The sequence below is a fragment of the Sphaerotilus sp. genome (assembly GCF_031429695.1).
Taxonomy (GTDB): Bacteria; Pseudomonadota; Gammaproteobacteria; order Burkholderiales; family Burkholderiaceae_C; genus Sphaerotilus.
Map to the genome: position 1 here is coordinate 27901 of NZ_JANPAB010000009.1, position 15298 is coordinate 43198.

The 15298-nt window shown below is 68.6% G+C and carries 14 protein-coding genes and 1 other RNA gene; 9 read left to right on the forward strand and 6 right to left on the reverse strand.

What is annotated here, in order from left to right:
- Nucleotides 1-32: 32 nt before the first annotated feature.
- Entirely contained in the window at nucleotides 33-710 is a 678-nt protein-coding gene (locus tag RMP06_RS01525) for a GNAT family N-acetyltransferase (RefSeq protein WP_310460014.1), read from the reverse strand.
- A gap of 128 nt (nucleotides 711-838) precedes the next feature.
- Here RMP06_RS01525 and RMP06_RS01530 point away from each other — a divergent pair, with 128 nt between their 5' ends.
- Nucleotides 839-2287, forward strand: a complete 1449-nt coding sequence (locus RMP06_RS01530) for a DUF1800 domain-containing protein (protein ID WP_310460015.1) — start codon at nucleotides 839-841, stop codon at nucleotides 2285-2287.
- Nucleotides 2288-2314: 27 nt separating this feature from the next.
- Entirely contained in the window at nucleotides 2315-3514 is a 1200-nt protein-coding gene (locus RMP06_RS01535; RefSeq protein WP_310460122.1) for a DUF1501 domain-containing protein, read from the forward strand.
- Nucleotides 3515-3520: 6 nt separating this feature from the next.
- On the opposite strand, the gene ygiD is transcribed toward RMP06_RS01535, so the two are convergent.
- Together ygiD and ssb are read right to left on the reverse strand one after the other, a co-directional pair.
- Nucleotides 3521-4462 carry a 4,5-DOPA-extradiol-dioxygenase gene (gene ygiD / locus RMP06_RS01540; protein WP_310460016.1) on the reverse strand — a complete coding sequence of 314 codons (942 nt, stop codon included), beginning with the start codon at nucleotides 4460-4462 and terminating at the stop codon, nucleotides 3521-3523.
- A gap of 77 nt (nucleotides 4463-4539) precedes the next feature.
- On the reverse strand, nucleotides 4540-5106 hold the full coding sequence (gene ssb / locus RMP06_RS01545; RefSeq protein ID WP_310460017.1) for a single-stranded DNA-binding protein: 567 nt from the start codon (nucleotides 5104-5106) through the stop codon (nucleotides 4540-4542).
- A 178-nt stretch (nucleotides 5107-5284) separates the two neighbouring features.
- On the opposite strand from ssb, the gene recQ reads away from it, so the two are divergent.
- A complete protein-coding gene (gene recQ, locus RMP06_RS01550; RefSeq protein WP_310460018.1) occupies nucleotides 5285-7189 on the forward strand; it encodes a DNA helicase RecQ in 1905 nt (634 codons plus the stop codon).
- 21 nt (nucleotides 7190-7210) lie between these two features.
- On the opposite strand, the gene RMP06_RS01555 is transcribed toward recQ, so the two are convergent.
- Nucleotides 7211-7492: a hypothetical protein gene (locus RMP06_RS01555; RefSeq protein WP_310460019.1), complete on the reverse strand. Its 282-nt coding sequence runs from the start codon at nucleotides 7490-7492 to the stop codon at nucleotides 7211-7213.
- A 146-nt stretch (nucleotides 7493-7638) separates the two neighbouring features.
- The gene (locus RMP06_RS01560) at nucleotides 7639-9027 is read right to left on the reverse strand and encodes an acetate/propionate family kinase (protein WP_310460020.1); all 1389 of its coding nucleotides are present in this window, start codon (nucleotides 9025-9027) and stop codon (nucleotides 7639-7641) included.
- Nucleotides 9028-9346: 319 nt separating this feature from the next.
- Here RMP06_RS01560 and RMP06_RS01565 point away from each other — a divergent pair, with 319 nt between their 5' ends.
- From RMP06_RS01565 to RMP06_RS01590, 6 genes are all read left to right on the forward strand, one after another.
- Complete coding sequence (locus tag RMP06_RS01565) at nucleotides 9347-10069, forward strand: formylglycine-generating enzyme family protein (protein ID WP_310460021.1); 723 nt, start codon at nucleotides 9347-9349, stop codon at nucleotides 10067-10069.
- A gap of 78 nt (nucleotides 10070-10147) precedes the next feature.
- Nucleotides 10148-10681, forward strand: coding sequence for a hypothetical protein (locus RMP06_RS01570; RefSeq protein ID WP_310460022.1), 534 nt, complete (start codon nucleotides 10148-10150; stop codon nucleotides 10679-10681).
- A 14-nt stretch (nucleotides 10682-10695) separates the two neighbouring features.
- Nucleotides 10696-11004, forward strand: coding sequence for an Rz1-like lysis system protein LysC (gene lysC / locus RMP06_RS01575; protein WP_310460023.1), 309 nt, complete (start codon nucleotides 10696-10698; stop codon nucleotides 11002-11004).
- 36 nt (nucleotides 11005-11040) lie between these two features.
- Nucleotides 11041-11357: RNase P RNA component class A (gene rnpB / locus RMP06_RS01580), an RNA gene on the forward strand.
- Nucleotides 11358-11373: 16 nt separating this feature from the next.
- Nucleotides 11374-12273 (forward strand): DMT family transporter, encoded by a 900-nt coding sequence (locus tag RMP06_RS01585; protein WP_310460024.1) that lies wholly within the window; start codon nucleotides 11374-11376, stop codon nucleotides 12271-12273.
- A 162-nt stretch (nucleotides 12274-12435) separates the two neighbouring features.
- Nucleotides 12436-14598, forward strand: coding sequence for a putative bifunctional diguanylate cyclase/phosphodiesterase (locus tag RMP06_RS01590; RefSeq protein WP_310460025.1), 2163 nt, complete (start codon nucleotides 12436-12438; stop codon nucleotides 14596-14598).
- Here the strand turns inward: RMP06_RS01590 and RMP06_RS01595 are convergent.
- Nucleotides 14584-15252 (reverse strand): RNA pyrophosphohydrolase, encoded by a 669-nt coding sequence (locus tag RMP06_RS01595; protein WP_310460026.1) that lies wholly within the window; start codon nucleotides 15250-15252, stop codon nucleotides 14584-14586. The genes RMP06_RS01590 and RMP06_RS01595 overlap by 15 nt on opposite strands.
- Nucleotides 15253-15298: the final 46 nt, after the last annotated feature.

Consider the following 15298-nt stretch of genomic DNA (forward strand, 5'->3'; position numbering starts at 1 on the left):
GTTGCAGGACCGCTTTGGTCCGTCCTGCGCGGTTATCGCGGGCCAACTCCCGTCATCCGCAGCACGCGGTGCTGGAAGTGCCGGTAGCGCGCCCAGACGTACTGCATGCGGCGGAGCTGGCCCTTGGCGACGTAGTTGAGGTCGGCCGCGTGGTTGGCGAACAACTCTTCAACCTGGCTCATCAAGCTGTCCGGCGGCAACTGCAGCCAGGCCTCCGATTCGCTGCCGTCGCGCTGCATGTCGGCGCCGGCCTTGCGGGCGATGCGCAGCATGGCGGTGTTTTCGCTCAGGGCGTGGATGAACAGGCGGTCGACGCCACGGTTGCGTGCGTGGCGCACGGCATAGCTGAACAGGCGCCCGCCAAATCCGCGGCCGCGGGCACGGTGGTCGACCGAGACCGCGAATTCGGCCATCCGGCTCACGCCGTGGTTGGCGCTGGCGAGCTGGCTGTAGGCCAGGTGGGCGATGGACACCAGCTGCAGTCGGCGGTTGAAGATGCCGAACACGTCATCGTGCGAGAAGTCCAGCGATGCGGCATACGCACGAATGCGCTCATCATTGGCCGCGTAGCCGAATCGCAGGTAGCGATCCCGGTCGCCGAGTCCCAGCAGGTGCTGAAGAATCTGCGTGCGATGCGTCTCGCCCAGCGGCCGGATCGGAACCCAGCCGGCCCGGGACGGCGCCCTGGAGTGGTTAGTTACAGTACCCATGGGGGCGAATGTAGGTGTAAACCCTTAAATGACACCATCCCTAAGTCGAGAGTCCTTCATGTTCGTGTTGCATTGCAGCATTTTTATTTTGGAGCACCGTGGTGTCCCAGCGCAGAGCCTTTTTGACCATGGCCAGTGGTGCCGTACTCGGACTGACCGGCTGTTCGTCGGTGAGCCGGCTGACCACGCGCCGTGCGGCGCACCGCACGATCGACCCGGCTGATCTGGCCCAGCTCGACCGCCTCACCTGGGGCGCCAGCGCGGCCAGCACCGACGACTGGGCCGAGCGCGGCCGGCGCGACGCGGTGCAGGCGCTGCTGCATCCCGCCGCTGACACCGCGCTGCCGGCCTCCGTGCAAGCCGCCATCGATGCGCTGTCCATCACCCAGATGCCACTACCCGCGCTGGTGGCCGATCTGGAGCAGCGCCGCCGCAGCGACAACCGCCAGGACTACCAGCAGCGCCTCGCCACCGTGGCGCGCGAGGCGGCCAGCCGCTCGCTGCTGCTGGCGCTGCATTCGCCGCATGGCCTGCGCGAGCAGATGACCTGGTTCTGGTTCAACCACTTCAGCATCGCCCAGTCCAAGGCCAATCTGCGCATGCTGGTCGGCGCCTATGAACAGGCGCTGCGCCCGCATGCGCTCGGCCGCTTCAGCGACCTGCTGGTGGCGAGCGCGACGCATTCCGCGATGCTGCGCTACCTCGACAACGAGCAGAACGCCGCCGGCCGCATCAACGAAAATCATGCCCGCGAGCTGATGGAGCTGCACACGCTGGGCGTGGACGGCGGCTACAGCCAGCGCGACGTCCAGGAACTCGCCCGCGTGCTGACCGGACTGGGCGTGAACCTCACCGACATGGCGCCCAAGGTGGCGCCCAAGCTGCAGGCGCTCTACCGGCGCGAAGGGTTGACCGAGTTCCACCCCGGCCGCCACGACATGGGCGACAAGACCGTGCTCGGCCGCGTCATCCAGGGCGGGCGTGGCTGGGACGAGGTGCTGGAGCAGCTCGGTGCGCTCGCCCGGCATCCGGCCACCGCCCGCCATGTCTGCCGCAAGCTGGCCGTGTTCCTGGTCGCGGACGAACCGCCGCCGGCGCTGATCGAGCGTCTGAGCCAGCGTTTCCTCGCCAGCGACGGCGACATCGCGCTCACGCTGGAGACGCTCACCGTGTCGCCCGAGTTCACGGCGTCGCTGGGGCGCAAGTTCAAGGATCCCGTGCATTACGTGCTGTCGGCGCTGCGCCTGTCGGCGGATCCGGCCGCACCGCTGGTCGACATGGCGCCGGTGATGACGGCGCTGAACCGGCTCGGCCAGTCCCTTTACGGCCGGCAGACGCCCGATGGCTATCCGCTCGACGAGAGCGCCTGGAACGGCTCCGGCCAGATGACGGCCCGTTTTGAAGTGGCGCGCACGCTCAGCCGGTTGCCCGCCGTGGCGGGACGACCGCCCACGCTGCCCGACGAGACGCTGGTCCGCCCCCTGGGCGAGCGCACCCGCGGTGTGCTCGCCAAAGCTGCCACGCCGCAGGACCGCCATGCGCTGCTGCTGTCCTGTCCCGAGTTCATGTTGCGTTGACCGTTGACCGAGGAGCCGCTGATGACGATGCTGCGACGTGGGTTTCTGAAGCGGGCCGCCGCCGTGCCGCTGGTGGGGGCCGCCGGCAGGCTGTGGGCGGCACCAGCCTCGGCACCACGGCTGCTGGTGGTGTTCCTGCGCGGCGCGTATGACGCGGCCAGCGTGCTGGTCCCGATTGGCAGCGACGATTACTACGCCGCCCGCCCGCGCATCGCTATTGCGCGGCCCGGCACCGGACCCGAGGCCGCGCTGGTGCTGCCGGACCAGTCCGACTGGGGCCTCACTCCCGCCTGGGCCGACTCGCTGCTGCCGCTCTACGAGCGTGGCCAACTTGCCGCGATCCCGTTTGCCGGCACGCACGACCTCTCGCGCAGCCACTTCGAGACGCAGGACCACATCGAACTCGGTCAGTCCGATGACCCGGTCGCGGGGCGCGATTTCCGCTCCGGCTTCCTGAACCGGCTGGCCGAAGTGCTCGGCGCGCGCGACGCCATCGCGCTGACCAGCGACCTGCCGCTGATCCTGCGCGGCGCGGTCAAGGTGCCGAATCTGGCGCTCGGCTCGGTCGGTCGCGGCGGTGTCGATGCGCGCCAGACCGAGCTGATCCGCCAGATGTACGCCGGCACGCGGCTCGCTGGCCCGGTCAACGACGGCTTCGACGTGCGCCAGGCGGCGCAGCGCGAGCTGATGGGCGGCATGGAAGCCGCCAGCCGCAACGCCATCACCGCACGCGGCTTCGAAGGCGAAGCCCGCCGCATCGGCCGCCTGATGCGCGAGCGCCACCGCCTCGGTTTTGTCGATGTCGGCGGCTGGGACACCCACGTCGGGCAGGGCGCGGGCACCGGCGCGCTCGCCACCCGCGTCGGCGAACTCGGCAACGGGCTGGCCGCGCTGGCGCAGGAGCTGGGCGAGGCGGCGTGGCGCGACACGGTGGTGGTCGTGCTCAGCGAATTCGGCCGCACCTTCCGCGAAAACGGCAACCGCGGCACTGACCACGGACATGGCTCGACCTACTGGGTGCTGGGCGGGTCGGTGCGCGGCGGGCGGGTGGTGGGCGAACAGGTCGCGGTGCGGATGGACACGCTGCACCAGAGCCGGGACTGGCCGGTGCTGAATGAATACCGCGGTGTGTTCGCGGGGCTGTTCCAGCAGATGTACGGGCTGTCGGCGGCGCAGCTTGGCCGGGTGTTCGAGGGGGTGATGCCGGTGGGGCTGGGGTTGGTCTGATCGCCCTCAGGACCACTGCACGCAGCGCATGCTGATGGTGCCGCCCTGAAACCCTTCGAACACATGCCGCGGCCGCTCGCCGCGCTGTGCCGCACCGGCTGCGTAGAGCAGCGGAAAGTAGTGGTCTGGCAGCGGCACGGCGTGCGGCGCTTCAGGCGTGAGCTGCTCGTAGGCGGCCAGCGCACGGGTGTCGCCTGCATCGATGGCCTGCTTGACGCGCTGGTCGAAGTCGTCGGCCCAGGGCGCCAGACCGCGCGGCGAGGCGATCGCGTCGCGCACCGTGTCGCCCAAGTTGTGCACCACATTGCCGCTGCCCAGGATCAGCACGCCCTCGTCGCGCAGCGCCGCCAGCGCCCGGCCGGCGCCGAGGTGGTAGGCGCCGCTGCGGGCGATGTCGATCGACCACTGGAAGACCGGCACATTGGCTGCCGGGAAGAGGTGGTGCAGCACGGTCCAGGCGCCGTGGTCCAGCCCGCGTTCGTCGGCCAGACCGATGCGCTGCGGGCCGAGCCGCGTGGCGGCCCGCCGGGCCACCTCGGGCGCGCCGGGGGCGGGATAGGCCATGGTGTTGAGTTGCGCGGGGAAGCCACCGAAGTCGTGGATCGTCTGCGGCCGTGGCGCCAGCGACACTTTCACCTCACCCTGCGTCAGCCAGTGTGCCGACACCACCAGGATCGCCTTCGGCAGCCCCAGTTCATGGCCCCACTGGCGCAGCGTGCGGGTGAAGTCGTTGTCCTGGATGGCGTTCATCGGGCTGCCGTGGCCGATGAAGATGGCCGGGGCGCGGCCGGTCATCAAGGGGCGGTCGTCCGGCGGCTCGGGCGGCACTTCGGCCGCGCCAGACTGGCGCCACCAGCCTGCCAACCCCGAAGCGACCGCCAGCGCCGAACCGCCGAGCAGGATCTGGCGGCGCGAGGCGAGGGGCTTGGGGTGGGGATGGTTGCGCATGGTCGGTCGAGGGAAGTGACCGATCATCGTAGGAGCGCCCGGGTGCCGGAGCGTTCAGACGCTTTGAATACCCGGAGTCAGAAGGGGATGTCGTCGTCCATGTCGTCAAACCCGGTCGACGACTTCGGCGCAGGCGCCGGGGCCGGACGCGGCGCGGGAGCCCGCGCCGGTGCGGCCGGACGGGGCGCAGCCGCGCGCGGAGCCGGGGCAGGGGCTGGCGAATAACCGCCACCGCCACCACCCATGTCGTCGCCGTACTCGGTGCTGCCACCGCTGCTGCGGCCACCACCGCCGCCGCCGCCGCCCTCGTCACGCCCGCCCAGCAGCTGCATCTGGTCGGCGACGATCTCGGTGGTGTAGCGGTCGTTGCCGTCCTTGTCCTGCCACTTGCGGGTCTTCAGGCGGCCTTCGATGTAGACCGGGCGTCCCTTGCGCAGGTACTCGCCGGCGACTTCGGCCAGGCGGTCGTACATGACGACCGAGTGCCATTCGGTTTCCTCGACACGCTCGCCGGATTCCTTGCTTTTCCAGTTGCGCGTGGTAGCCAGGCGGAGACTGCAGATGGCCGAACCGCTCGGGGTGTAGCGCATCTCGGGGTCTTTGCCGAGGTTGCCGATGAGGATGACTTTGTTGATCGAGGCCATGGCCGCGCGCTCCTGTGGGGTGCTGTGCTCTCCGGGGCCGGTGGGTGGTCCGGGCCGGAATGTGTGACAAGTTGGGGGGCAATTGTGCCGCACCGCCTGCCGGGCGGGGAGGGGGGCGATCTCCCCCATGAGAGCGAGATCGCGACCGCATGGGGCTCGCGTACCATCGGCCTCAGCCATGAATACCCCTGCTTCCCCTTCTACCACTCGCCAGGTTCTCGCCGACGTCTTCGGCTATCCCGCCTTCCGCGGCCAGCAGCAGGCCATCGTCGACCAGCTCATCGGCGGCGGCGATGCACTGGTGCTGATGCCCACCGGCGGCGGCAAAAGCTTGTGCTACCAGATCCCCGCCATCGTCCGCCACCGCGCGGGGCAGGGCGTGGCGGTGGTCGTCAGTCCGCTGATCGCGTTGATGCAGGACCAGGTCGGCGCGCTGGACGAAGTGGGGGTCGAGGCGGCATTCCTCAATTCCACGCTGAGTCCGCAGCAGGCAGCGTCGGTCGAGCAGGGGTTGCTGTCGGGCCGGCTGACCATGCTCTACGCCGCGCCGGAGCGGCTGCTGACACCACGTTTCCTCGCGATGCTGGAGTCGCTGCACGAGCGTGGCCAGCTCTCGCTCTTCGCCATCGACGAAGCGCATTGCGTCAGCCAGTGGGGCCACGATTTCCGCGAGGAGTATCTGGGCCTGAGCGCGTTGCACGAGCGTTTCCCCGATGTGCCGCGCATCGCGTTGACCGCCACCGCCGACGACCACACCCGCGCTGACATCATCGAGCGGCTGCAGTTGCAGGACGCGAAGCTGTTCATCAGCAGCTTCGACCGCCCGAACATCCGTTACGCCATCGTCGAGCGCGACAACGCCCGCACGCAGCTGCTGCGCTTCCTGCGCGATGAGCACGACGGGGATGCGGGTGTCATCTACTGTGGCAGCCGCAAGAAGGTCGAGGAAACCGCGGCCTGGCTGCAAGATGAGGGCATCCCGGCATTGCCGTACCACGCCGGTCTGGACGCGGGTGTGCGCAAGCGCCACCAGGACCGGTTCCTGCGCGAAGAAGGCTTGGTCATGGTGGCGACCATCGCCTTCGGCATGGGCATCGACAAGCCGGATGTGCGCTTCGTCGCCCACCTCGACTTGCCCAAGAACATCGAGGGCTATTACCAGGAGACTGGCCGCGGTGGCCGCGATGGTGCGCCCGCGGATGCGTGGATGACCTACGGCCTGGCCGACGTGGTGAACCAGCGCCGCATGATCGACGAGAGCCCGGCCGCTGACGATTTCAAGCGCGTGCAGCGCGGCAAGCTTGATGCGCTGCTGGCGCTGGCCGAGGCGCACGACTGCCGGCGCGTGCGGCTGCTGACCTATTTCGGCGAGGACAGCCAGCCCTGCGGCAACTGCGACAACTGCCTGCACCCGCCCGTCACCTGGGACAGCACCGATGCGGCGCGCAAGGCCTTGTCGTGCATCTACCGCTTCGCCCAGCACGGCCGCGAGTCGCATGGTGCGCGCAGCTTCGGCACGGTCCAGCTGATCGACGTGCTGCGTGGCAAGCGCACCGACAAGGTCGAGCAGTACGGCCACGCCGGTCTGAGCACGTTTGGCATCGGCGCCGACCTGAGCGAGCAGCAGTGGCGCGCGGTGCTGCGGCAGCTGGTGGCGCTGGGGCATGTCGTGACGGAGGGCGAGTACGGCACGCTCGCGCTGACCGACTCCGCCCGCACTGTGCTGCGCGGCGATGTGCAGCTGCGCATGCGCACCCCGAGCGAGGTGCCGCGCCGCAGCCGTTCGCGTGCCCGACCCGGTGCGGCTGCGGGCGCCGACACCGCGCCGCGCGGACCCAAGGTGGCGCCGGGCGACTTGGACGCCCTGCAGATCGCCCGCTTCGAGGCGCTGCGCCAGTGGCGCGCCGACGTGGCGCGCGAGCACAACCTGCCCGCCTACGTCGTCTTCCACGACGCGACGCTGGCCGAGATGGCCCGCCGCCAGCCGGGTTCGCTGGCCGAACTGGGCGGCATCAGTGGTGTCGGAGCGAAGAAGCTGGACGCTTATGGCGCCGCGCTGCTGCAGGTGCTGGGCCCGGGGTAACCCGATCCGACCGGCGAGGCGTTACCTGCGGATCTCGCTCACAGCCCCGCTGGCTGCAGCGCCGACGGCCTGTGCGCCTTGGCGGGTTGCATCCCACGCGCCGACGGCGGCGTCCTTGACCGTGCGCCCGACTTCGCGCGCGCCATGGGCGACGGCGGCGCCAGCGTCCTTCGCGTCCTTGGCCACTACCTGGCCTGTGGTGCGCGCCTGATCGGTCATGCCTGGATTGGCGGAGGGGTGTTGCGCGCAGCCCGCGGTGATCGACACCACCAGTGCCACCAGCAAGGAGAGATTCAGCTTCAAGAGAGACCTTTCGTTGGATTCAGGATCAGCGCAATCCCGATGCTACGCCGCGCACTCCGGCTGGTCCATTGCAGTGCCTGAACCCCTGCTGACCGTCCACATACCGGATCTGCACGCAGTTGTCCGGCACGGCGCAGTGCACTGGGTCAACCTTCGTCCAGTAGCGCCCAGGCCGCCTGTGCCGCCACCCGTCCCTCGTCGGTCGGCACGACCCAGACTTCGACTGCGCTGCTGGTCGAGTGGATCGGTGCGATGGCGTCGCCGCGGGCCACCTGGTTGGCAGCAGTGTCCAGCTCCACGCCCAGGTAGTGCAGTGCCCGCGCCAGCGCAGCGCGGGTGGCGGCGTCGTGCTCGCCGATGCCGCCGGTGCAGACCAGCACGTCCAAACCGCCCAGCACTGCCGCCAGCGCACCGGCTTCGCGGGTCAGTCGGTAGGTGAACAGGTCGATCGCGGTGCGCGCCTGCGGGTTGCCGTCGTCCGCGGCGCGGCGCAGCAGGCGCATGTCGGCGGACAGGCCAGAGACGCCGAGCAGGCCGCTTTCCTTGTAGAGCAGTTGCTCGACCTGCGCTTCGGTCCAGCCTTCGCGCCACAAGTGCAGCACGACGCCGGGGTCGAGCTGGCCGCAGCGGCTGCCCATCATCAGCCCGTCCAGCACCGAGAAACCCATCGAGGTCGCGACGCTGCGGCCCTCGCGGGCACCGCACAGGCTGGCGCCGCTGCCCAGATGCGCCATCAGCACGCGGCCACTGGCGCGGGTGCTGCAGCCGCGCAGCACCTGCACCACGTAGTCGTAGGACAGCCCGTGGAAGCCGTAGCGGCGCACGCCCTCGTCGTACAGCGCCTGCGGTAGCGCGTAGCGGGTTTCCAGTTCCGGCAGGTCGGCGTGGAAGGCGGTATCGAAACAGCCAATCTGTGGCAGCGCCGGAAACGCCTTGCGCAGTGCCCGCACCCCGGCGAGGTTGTGCGGCTGATGCAGTGGCGCGAGCGGGTTCAGGCTCGCCAGCAGCATCATGGCCGTGTCGTCGAGCCGGGTCGGGGCGCGGTAGTAGCGCCCGCCGTGCACGATCCGGTGTGCCACGGCGACGATGCGCGCGCCGGGTGCCACGGCCACGACATGCGCCTGCATTGCCTTCAGCGCCACGCCGAAACGCTGCGCCTCGTCCGCCGGCTCGGGCAGGTCGACCGGATCCGAGCCCGATGGATACAGCCGCAGCCGCCCGCCCGGCTGCAGGCCGTCGATCTGACCCGCCGCGAAGGACGGGTGCGCGGTGATCTCGCCGAGCGTGTCGCCGCAGCGCGGGTAGAGCGCGAACTTCAGCGTCGAGGAGCCGGCGTTGATGACGAGGATGGAGCCCATGGCCACGGCGTTCTCTTTCACGGCCGCTGCGTTCGCCACGCCAGTGCCAACCGCGCCGCTGCCCCGTCCGCCTGGCTCGTCAGCGCGATCGATGCTGGCGCTGGCGCCGATGGGCAACTCGTCGTCGGTGCGGTTGGTGATCACGGTGTCGTCCGTGCTGGGGGTGGGGGTCGTCATGCTGAGGTGGTTCATCGAATGGCCGAGTTCTACCGCAAGATAGCGCACGGCCAATGCCAGCCGATGACGCCTGCCCGCTGTCAGACCGGCGTGCGCTCTATCCATTGCGGCGCACGGAAGTCAACCCCCATGAACAGGGGGTATATCGGCATGCGGACCTGCGGCATCCCGGCTTCGTCAGTGGTTCAATTCGGTTCCACAGATCGGCCCGGGTCGGGGGAGCGGGGGCTCCCAGACCAGGTGCTGCGCTGCAGAGATTGGGGGATTCCACTGCATGACGATCAATGGTCAGTGGCCGGGCTGTTCGAGCCCGAATATTTTGCCGAACCGTCCGGGCTGGGCCTCGGGGGCTGGTCATGACACCCATGGCCATTGGGCGGAGCTGGCGCTGGGCCGTGTGTCGCAGCGTCTGCGTTTCATTCCGGCTGGTGGATTCCGGATGGGCTCGCCGGCGAGCGAGCCGGGCCGCAAGCAGGACGAGTTGCACCGGTGGGTCACCATCGACTCGCCTTTCTGGCTGGCCGACACCGCCTGCACCCAGGCGCTGTGGCAGGCCGTCACCGGGCAGCAACCCAGCCAGTTCCGCGGCGAGGACCTGCCGGTCGAGCAGGTTAGCTGGGATGCGGTGAATGCGCGCTTTTTCAGCGAACTCAACCGCCGTCTGCCGGAACTGAACGCCATGCTGCCGACCGAGGTGCAGTGGGAGTTCGCCTGCCGCGCCGGCACAGAGACGGCTTTCCACTGGGGTGATGGTCCGATTCCACCGGACCACGCCCACCACGCATCCTGCCAGCCGCGCCAGACAGTGCCTGTGCGTACCTTCGAGCCCAATGCCTGGTGCCTATGGCAGATGCACGGCAATGTCATGGAGTGGTGTGCCCAGACGACGGCCCCTGGTGGTCGGGGTGATGAGCGTGTGGTCCGCGGCGGTTCGTGGAGCAGCAACGCCCGCACGCTGCGCTCGGCCTGCCGTGTCGAGCGCAGCCGTTCCTCGGCGCGCAATGACCTGGGGTTCCGCCTGGCCGTGCCCGCTAGGGGATGAACACCAATCCTCACCGATTCGGTGGCCGTTCCTTCGTAACATCCGGCATGACCACCCAACCGCCGGGAGACCCGATCCATGCCTGACCAGATCCGCCTTGTCGTGCCCACGATTGCCCTGCTGGTGGCCGGCTGGATCGGCTACGGCGTCGGCTCGGCTCGGCTTGAGAATGCGCGGGCGCAGTGGATGGCGCTGGAGAAGTCCGGCCAGTCCGCGCTGGCCGAGCAGACCGCCGCCCGCCAACAGCTGGCCGATGCGCTCCAGGCCCAGCAGGCTGAACACGTAATGCACCTGGCCGCTCAGCGCAAGACCTTCGACGAGCAGAAGGTGGAAATGGCGGAGGCCTTCGACGAGGTGCAGGAGCGGCTGGTCGCGCTCAGCGGCCAGCGCCAGTCCAACGACGCGGAACTCAAGCGCGTGCGCCTTGCGCTTGCTGCCGCCAGCATCGGGCCGGCACGCGAGGAGCTGAACCGCCGCGAGGCCCATCTCGTCACATTGCAGGGTCAGATCAAGCGGCTGCAAGCCGGGCTGAACTGCCTGCAGGCACCCGTGCCGGATGACGCGGTGACCAAGCTCAACCGCGTCAGCGCCAGCCGCTCGGCGGCCCGGTGACTAGGAGGACGACGATGAACCGTTTCTGCTTGTGCCTGCTGGTTGCCGTCGCCCTGACCGGCTGCGCCATGCACCCCGTCGCACAGGTGCCGGCCTCGCTCCGGTGCGAGCCAGCCGCAGCGCTGCTGGCACCATGCGCAGTGCCCGTCGCGCTGAAGGCCGGCCTCACCTACCGCGAGATGCTGGACGCGCACCTGGCAGACCGCCAGCAGCTCCAGCGCTGCGCTGCGCAGCAGGACGATCTGCGGCGCTCGGTGAACACCTGCAATGCGCGGATCGACGCGCACAACGCGGAGCTGTTGAAGGCGGGCAAGAGGCCGTGAGGGCGCAAGACCCCGCTGTGTGACAATCCGCCCCGTGGAGCCAGCCAGACCGCCGCTGGTGCAATCGCCGAAAGGCCGCACTGGAGGAAGGTCCGGACTGCATGGAGCAGCGTAGGAGGTAACGCCTCTCCGCCGTGAGGCGAGGATCAGAGCAACAGAGACGAGCCGGTTCAGTCCGGGTGAAACGGGCAATCTCTACGCGCAGCAACACCAAATAGGCCCGCATTGAGGCGGCTCGCTGAGCGGGCGGGTAGGTGGCACCGAGCCGAGTGGGCGACCCTCGGCCCAGATGAATGGCGGTCACGATGGGGCAACCCATCGCACAGAATCCGGCCTATCGGCTGACTCCACACTTTTACACCTTCGACGATGACCACGACGGCCCCCGTGCGCCATGCGCACCTCGACACCACCGCCGTGCTCAGCCTGCTGCTGTGCTGCTTCCTGTGGGGCCTGAACCAGGTCTCGATCAAGGCGGCGATGCCGGAAGTGCCGGTGCTGGTGCAACTCGCCATCCGCAGTGTGGTCGCCTTCACGCTGCTGCTGGGCTGGATGCGCTGGCGTGGCATCCGCTGGTCGTTCACCGACGGGACCGGGTGGCCGGGGCTGCTGTGCGGGCTGCTGTTCGCGGTCGAGTTCGGGCTGGCGTTTGTCGGGCTGCAGTACACGACGGCCGCGCGTGGTGTCGTTTTCATCAACACGTCTCCCTTCATCGTCGCGCTGGTGCTGGCCGCCGCGCATCAGGGCGAGCGGCTCGTGCCGCTGCAGTTCGGCGGGCTGCTGGTCGCGTTCGGCTCGATCGCGATGGCGTTCGGCGAGGGCGCAGTGGGCGGCTCGTGGAAGGGTGACCTGATGATCCTGGGTGCGGCGCTGCTGTGGGGGCTGACGACGGTGACGATCCGGTTGTCGACGCTGCGCAGTGCCGCTTCGGAAGTGACGCTGGCGTACCAGCTCGGCGTGGCGGCGGTGCTCTCGCCGATCGCGGCGGTCGTGAGCGGCTCGGCGTGGCCTGCGCACTGGAGCGGGCTGGCGCTGGGCGCGCTGTTCTACCAGGGCGTGATCGTCACGTTCGCGAGTTACCTGTTGTGGTTCTGGCTGCTCACGCGCTACCCGGCGACCAAGGTGCAGGCCTTCGTGTTCCTCACGCCGGTGTTCGGAACGCTCTGCGCCGGCTGGCTGCTGGGCGAGGCGATCACGCCGGCGTTGGTGCTGGCGCTGTTGGGGGTCGGGGCCGGGCTTGCGATGCTGAACCGGCGTTCACCGGCCTGAAGGCACGGGCCGGGAAGACCAACTGCATACACGGCCGTGTACCTCGTGTGAAATTGACTCGCGAGAGGCACAACTCCAATACCAGCCAGTGACCGAAATGCGGAAAATGCGCACCGCAGTCCCGCCGCAATTCCCGTTCTGTTCGCTCATCCGCTCCACCGCATGTCGTCTTCCGAGACCCTCGATCCACCGTCCACCAGCTTGTCGCTGCCCATCTGCCAGTTGGTGGGCTTTCCCCTGCAAGACACCACCTGCACCCAGCTGCTGGCGGCGTCCGAGCGCCTGTACACGATCCTGGACAAGCTGCATTCGGGTCTGCTGGTGCTGGACCGCCATTGCCAGGTCGAGTTCGCCAACCTGGCGTTCTGCCACCAGTTCCAGCTGACAGAAACTCCGGCGGCGTTGCGCGGGCTGTCGGTGCCGCAGATGCTGCCGGTGCTCCGCGGTGGATTTGCCGATCCAGTGTCGGCCGGGGCGCGCCTGACCGCCATCGTGGAGGCGGACCAGCCGGTCTACGCCGAAGAGGTGGTGATGCAGGGTGGTGCCGTCGCGGAGCGCGACTTCATCCCGATCCACGTCAACGGGCAATCGGTGGGCCACATGTGGGTCTACCACGACGTCACCCGCTACAAGGAGGCCGAGGCCCAGATGCGGCTGGCGGCCCGGCTGTTCGACCGCACGGGCGAGAGCGTCGTCATCACGGACGCAGACCATGTGATTCAGGTGGTCAATGCGGCTTTCGAGCGCGACACCGGCTACGCGAGCCGCGAGGTCGTCGGCCAGCGCACGGCGCTGCTGGCGTCAGGGCAACACGCTTCCCCGTTTTTTGAAGAGATGCACCGTGCGCTGGCCAGTCGTGGCTGGTGGCAGGGCGAGATCTGGAACCGCCGCCGCGACGGGCAGCTGCACCTGGCGTTCCTGTCGATCAATGCGGTGCAGGACGAGCAGGGGGCCTTGCAGCATTACATCGGCGTCTACAGCGACCCGGGCCGCTATGACGCCTCGCAGCGCCGCATCGAGTATCTGGCGACCCACGATGACCTGACCGGGCTGCCCAACCGCTTCCTGTTCAACGACCGGGTGCGCCAGGCGATCGGCCGTGCTGGCGAGCGCAAGGAGCAGCTGGCGGTCATGTTCGTCGATCTTGACGAGTTCAAGCTGATCAACGACACGCTTGGCCACGCGATCGGCGACGAGTTGCTGCAGGTGATTGCGCAGCGCCTGCGCGACTGCCTGCGCGGCTGCGACACGGTGGCGCGGCTGGGTGGCGACGAGTTTGCGGTATTGATCGAGCACACCAGCGCGGCCGAGGCCGAAGTGATGGCGCGGCGTGTGGTGGAGCTGCTGGGCGCGCCGCTGGCGATGTCCGAGCGGGTGCTCTACGTCGGGGCCAGCCTGGGTGTCGGCATGTACCCGGCGAATGGCCGCGACAGCGCCACGCTGCTGCAGGTGGCCGACGTGGCGATGTACGCCGCCAAGGCCAAGGGCAAACGGACCTACCACTTCTACACCAGCGAGCTGAAGCTCGCGATGGACCAGCAACTGCACCTGGAGATGGGCCTGCGCTGGGCCATCGAGCGCGACGAGCTGCGCCTGCTCTACCAGCCGCAGGTGGATGTCGTGACCGGCGAAGTGGTCGGGGTCGAGCCGCTGGTGCGCTGGCAGCGTCCGGGGGGGGCCTGGCTGATGCCGGCGGCCTTCATCCCGATGGCCGAGAAGAACGGCCTGATCGACGGCATCGGGCTGTGGGTGGCCCGCGAAGCCTGCCGGCAAGTGGTGGCCTGGCAGGCCGCAGGCTACCAGGTGCCGCGCATGTCGATCAATGTGTCGGCGGCGCAGTTCCGGCACCCGGGTCTGGCCGGCCTGATGGCCCGGCTTCTGGCCGAGCATGGGCTGGATCCGGCCCGGTTTGTCATCGAGCTGACCGAGAGCGCGCTCATGGCCGATCCCGAGAGCGCCCACCAGCAGCTGCGTCAGATCCGGCAGGCGGGGCTGCGGGTGTCGATCGACGATTTCGGCACAGGGCATTCCTCGCTGTCGTGCCTGCGGCGCTATCCGCTGGACGAACTGAAGATCGACCGCAGCTTCATCGCCGATCTGGAACACTCGACGCGGGACCTGGAGGTGCTGCGCTCGATCCTGAACCTGTCGCGGGCGCTGGATCTGAGCGTGGTGGTCGAGGGGGTGGAGACCCGTGGCCAGCTCGCGCTGCTGCGCGAGCTGGGATGCACAGTGGCACAGGGTTTCCTGTTCAGCCGACCGGTGAGCGCGGAGGCCGCCCTGCGCTGGCTGCCCCGTGCGCCGGAGTTGTCAGGCGCTGCCTGAGAGCTTGACGACGAGACCTTCTGGCTCGGCCCGCGGTGGCTCGCTCAGGTCAGCGGTCAGGCCGCCAAGGCTGTCCAGTGCGTGCGGGTGTTCCTCGAAGCCATCGTTACCTCCGTCCAGATCGTCGCTGCGCTGCGCCCGCATGCCACTGCGCAAAAAGCGGTTGACATGGCCGCTCGGGCGCGGCGGCAGAAAGCGCGCGAGTTCCGTGAGCGCCATCTGGTAGACATCGCGCTTGAACTCGATCACCACGTCCAGCGGCACCCAGTAGTCGTGCCAGCGCCAGGCGTCGAACTCCGGGTGCGTGGAGGCGCGCAGGTTCATGTCAGTGTCGCGCCCGGTCAGTTGCAGCAGGAACCAGATCTGTTTTTGTCCTCGGTAATGTCCCCGTGCGTCACGGCGGATGAAATGTTCAGGTACCTCGTAGCGCAGCCAGTCGCGCGTGCGCGCCAGGATGCGGACATGTTCAGGATGCAACCCCACCTCTTCGTGGAGTTCTCGGAACATCGCCTGCTCGGGCGATTCACCATACTTGATGCCGCCTTGCGGAAACTGCCAGGAGTGGGTGCGTATGCGTTTGCCCCAGAACACCTGGTTCCGCTGGTTGAGCAGGACGATGCCGACGTTGGGCCGGAAGCCTTCACGGTCGAGCATAATCAGACCCCAATTTTCACGTTGGATTCATTATTGCACTGGGCTT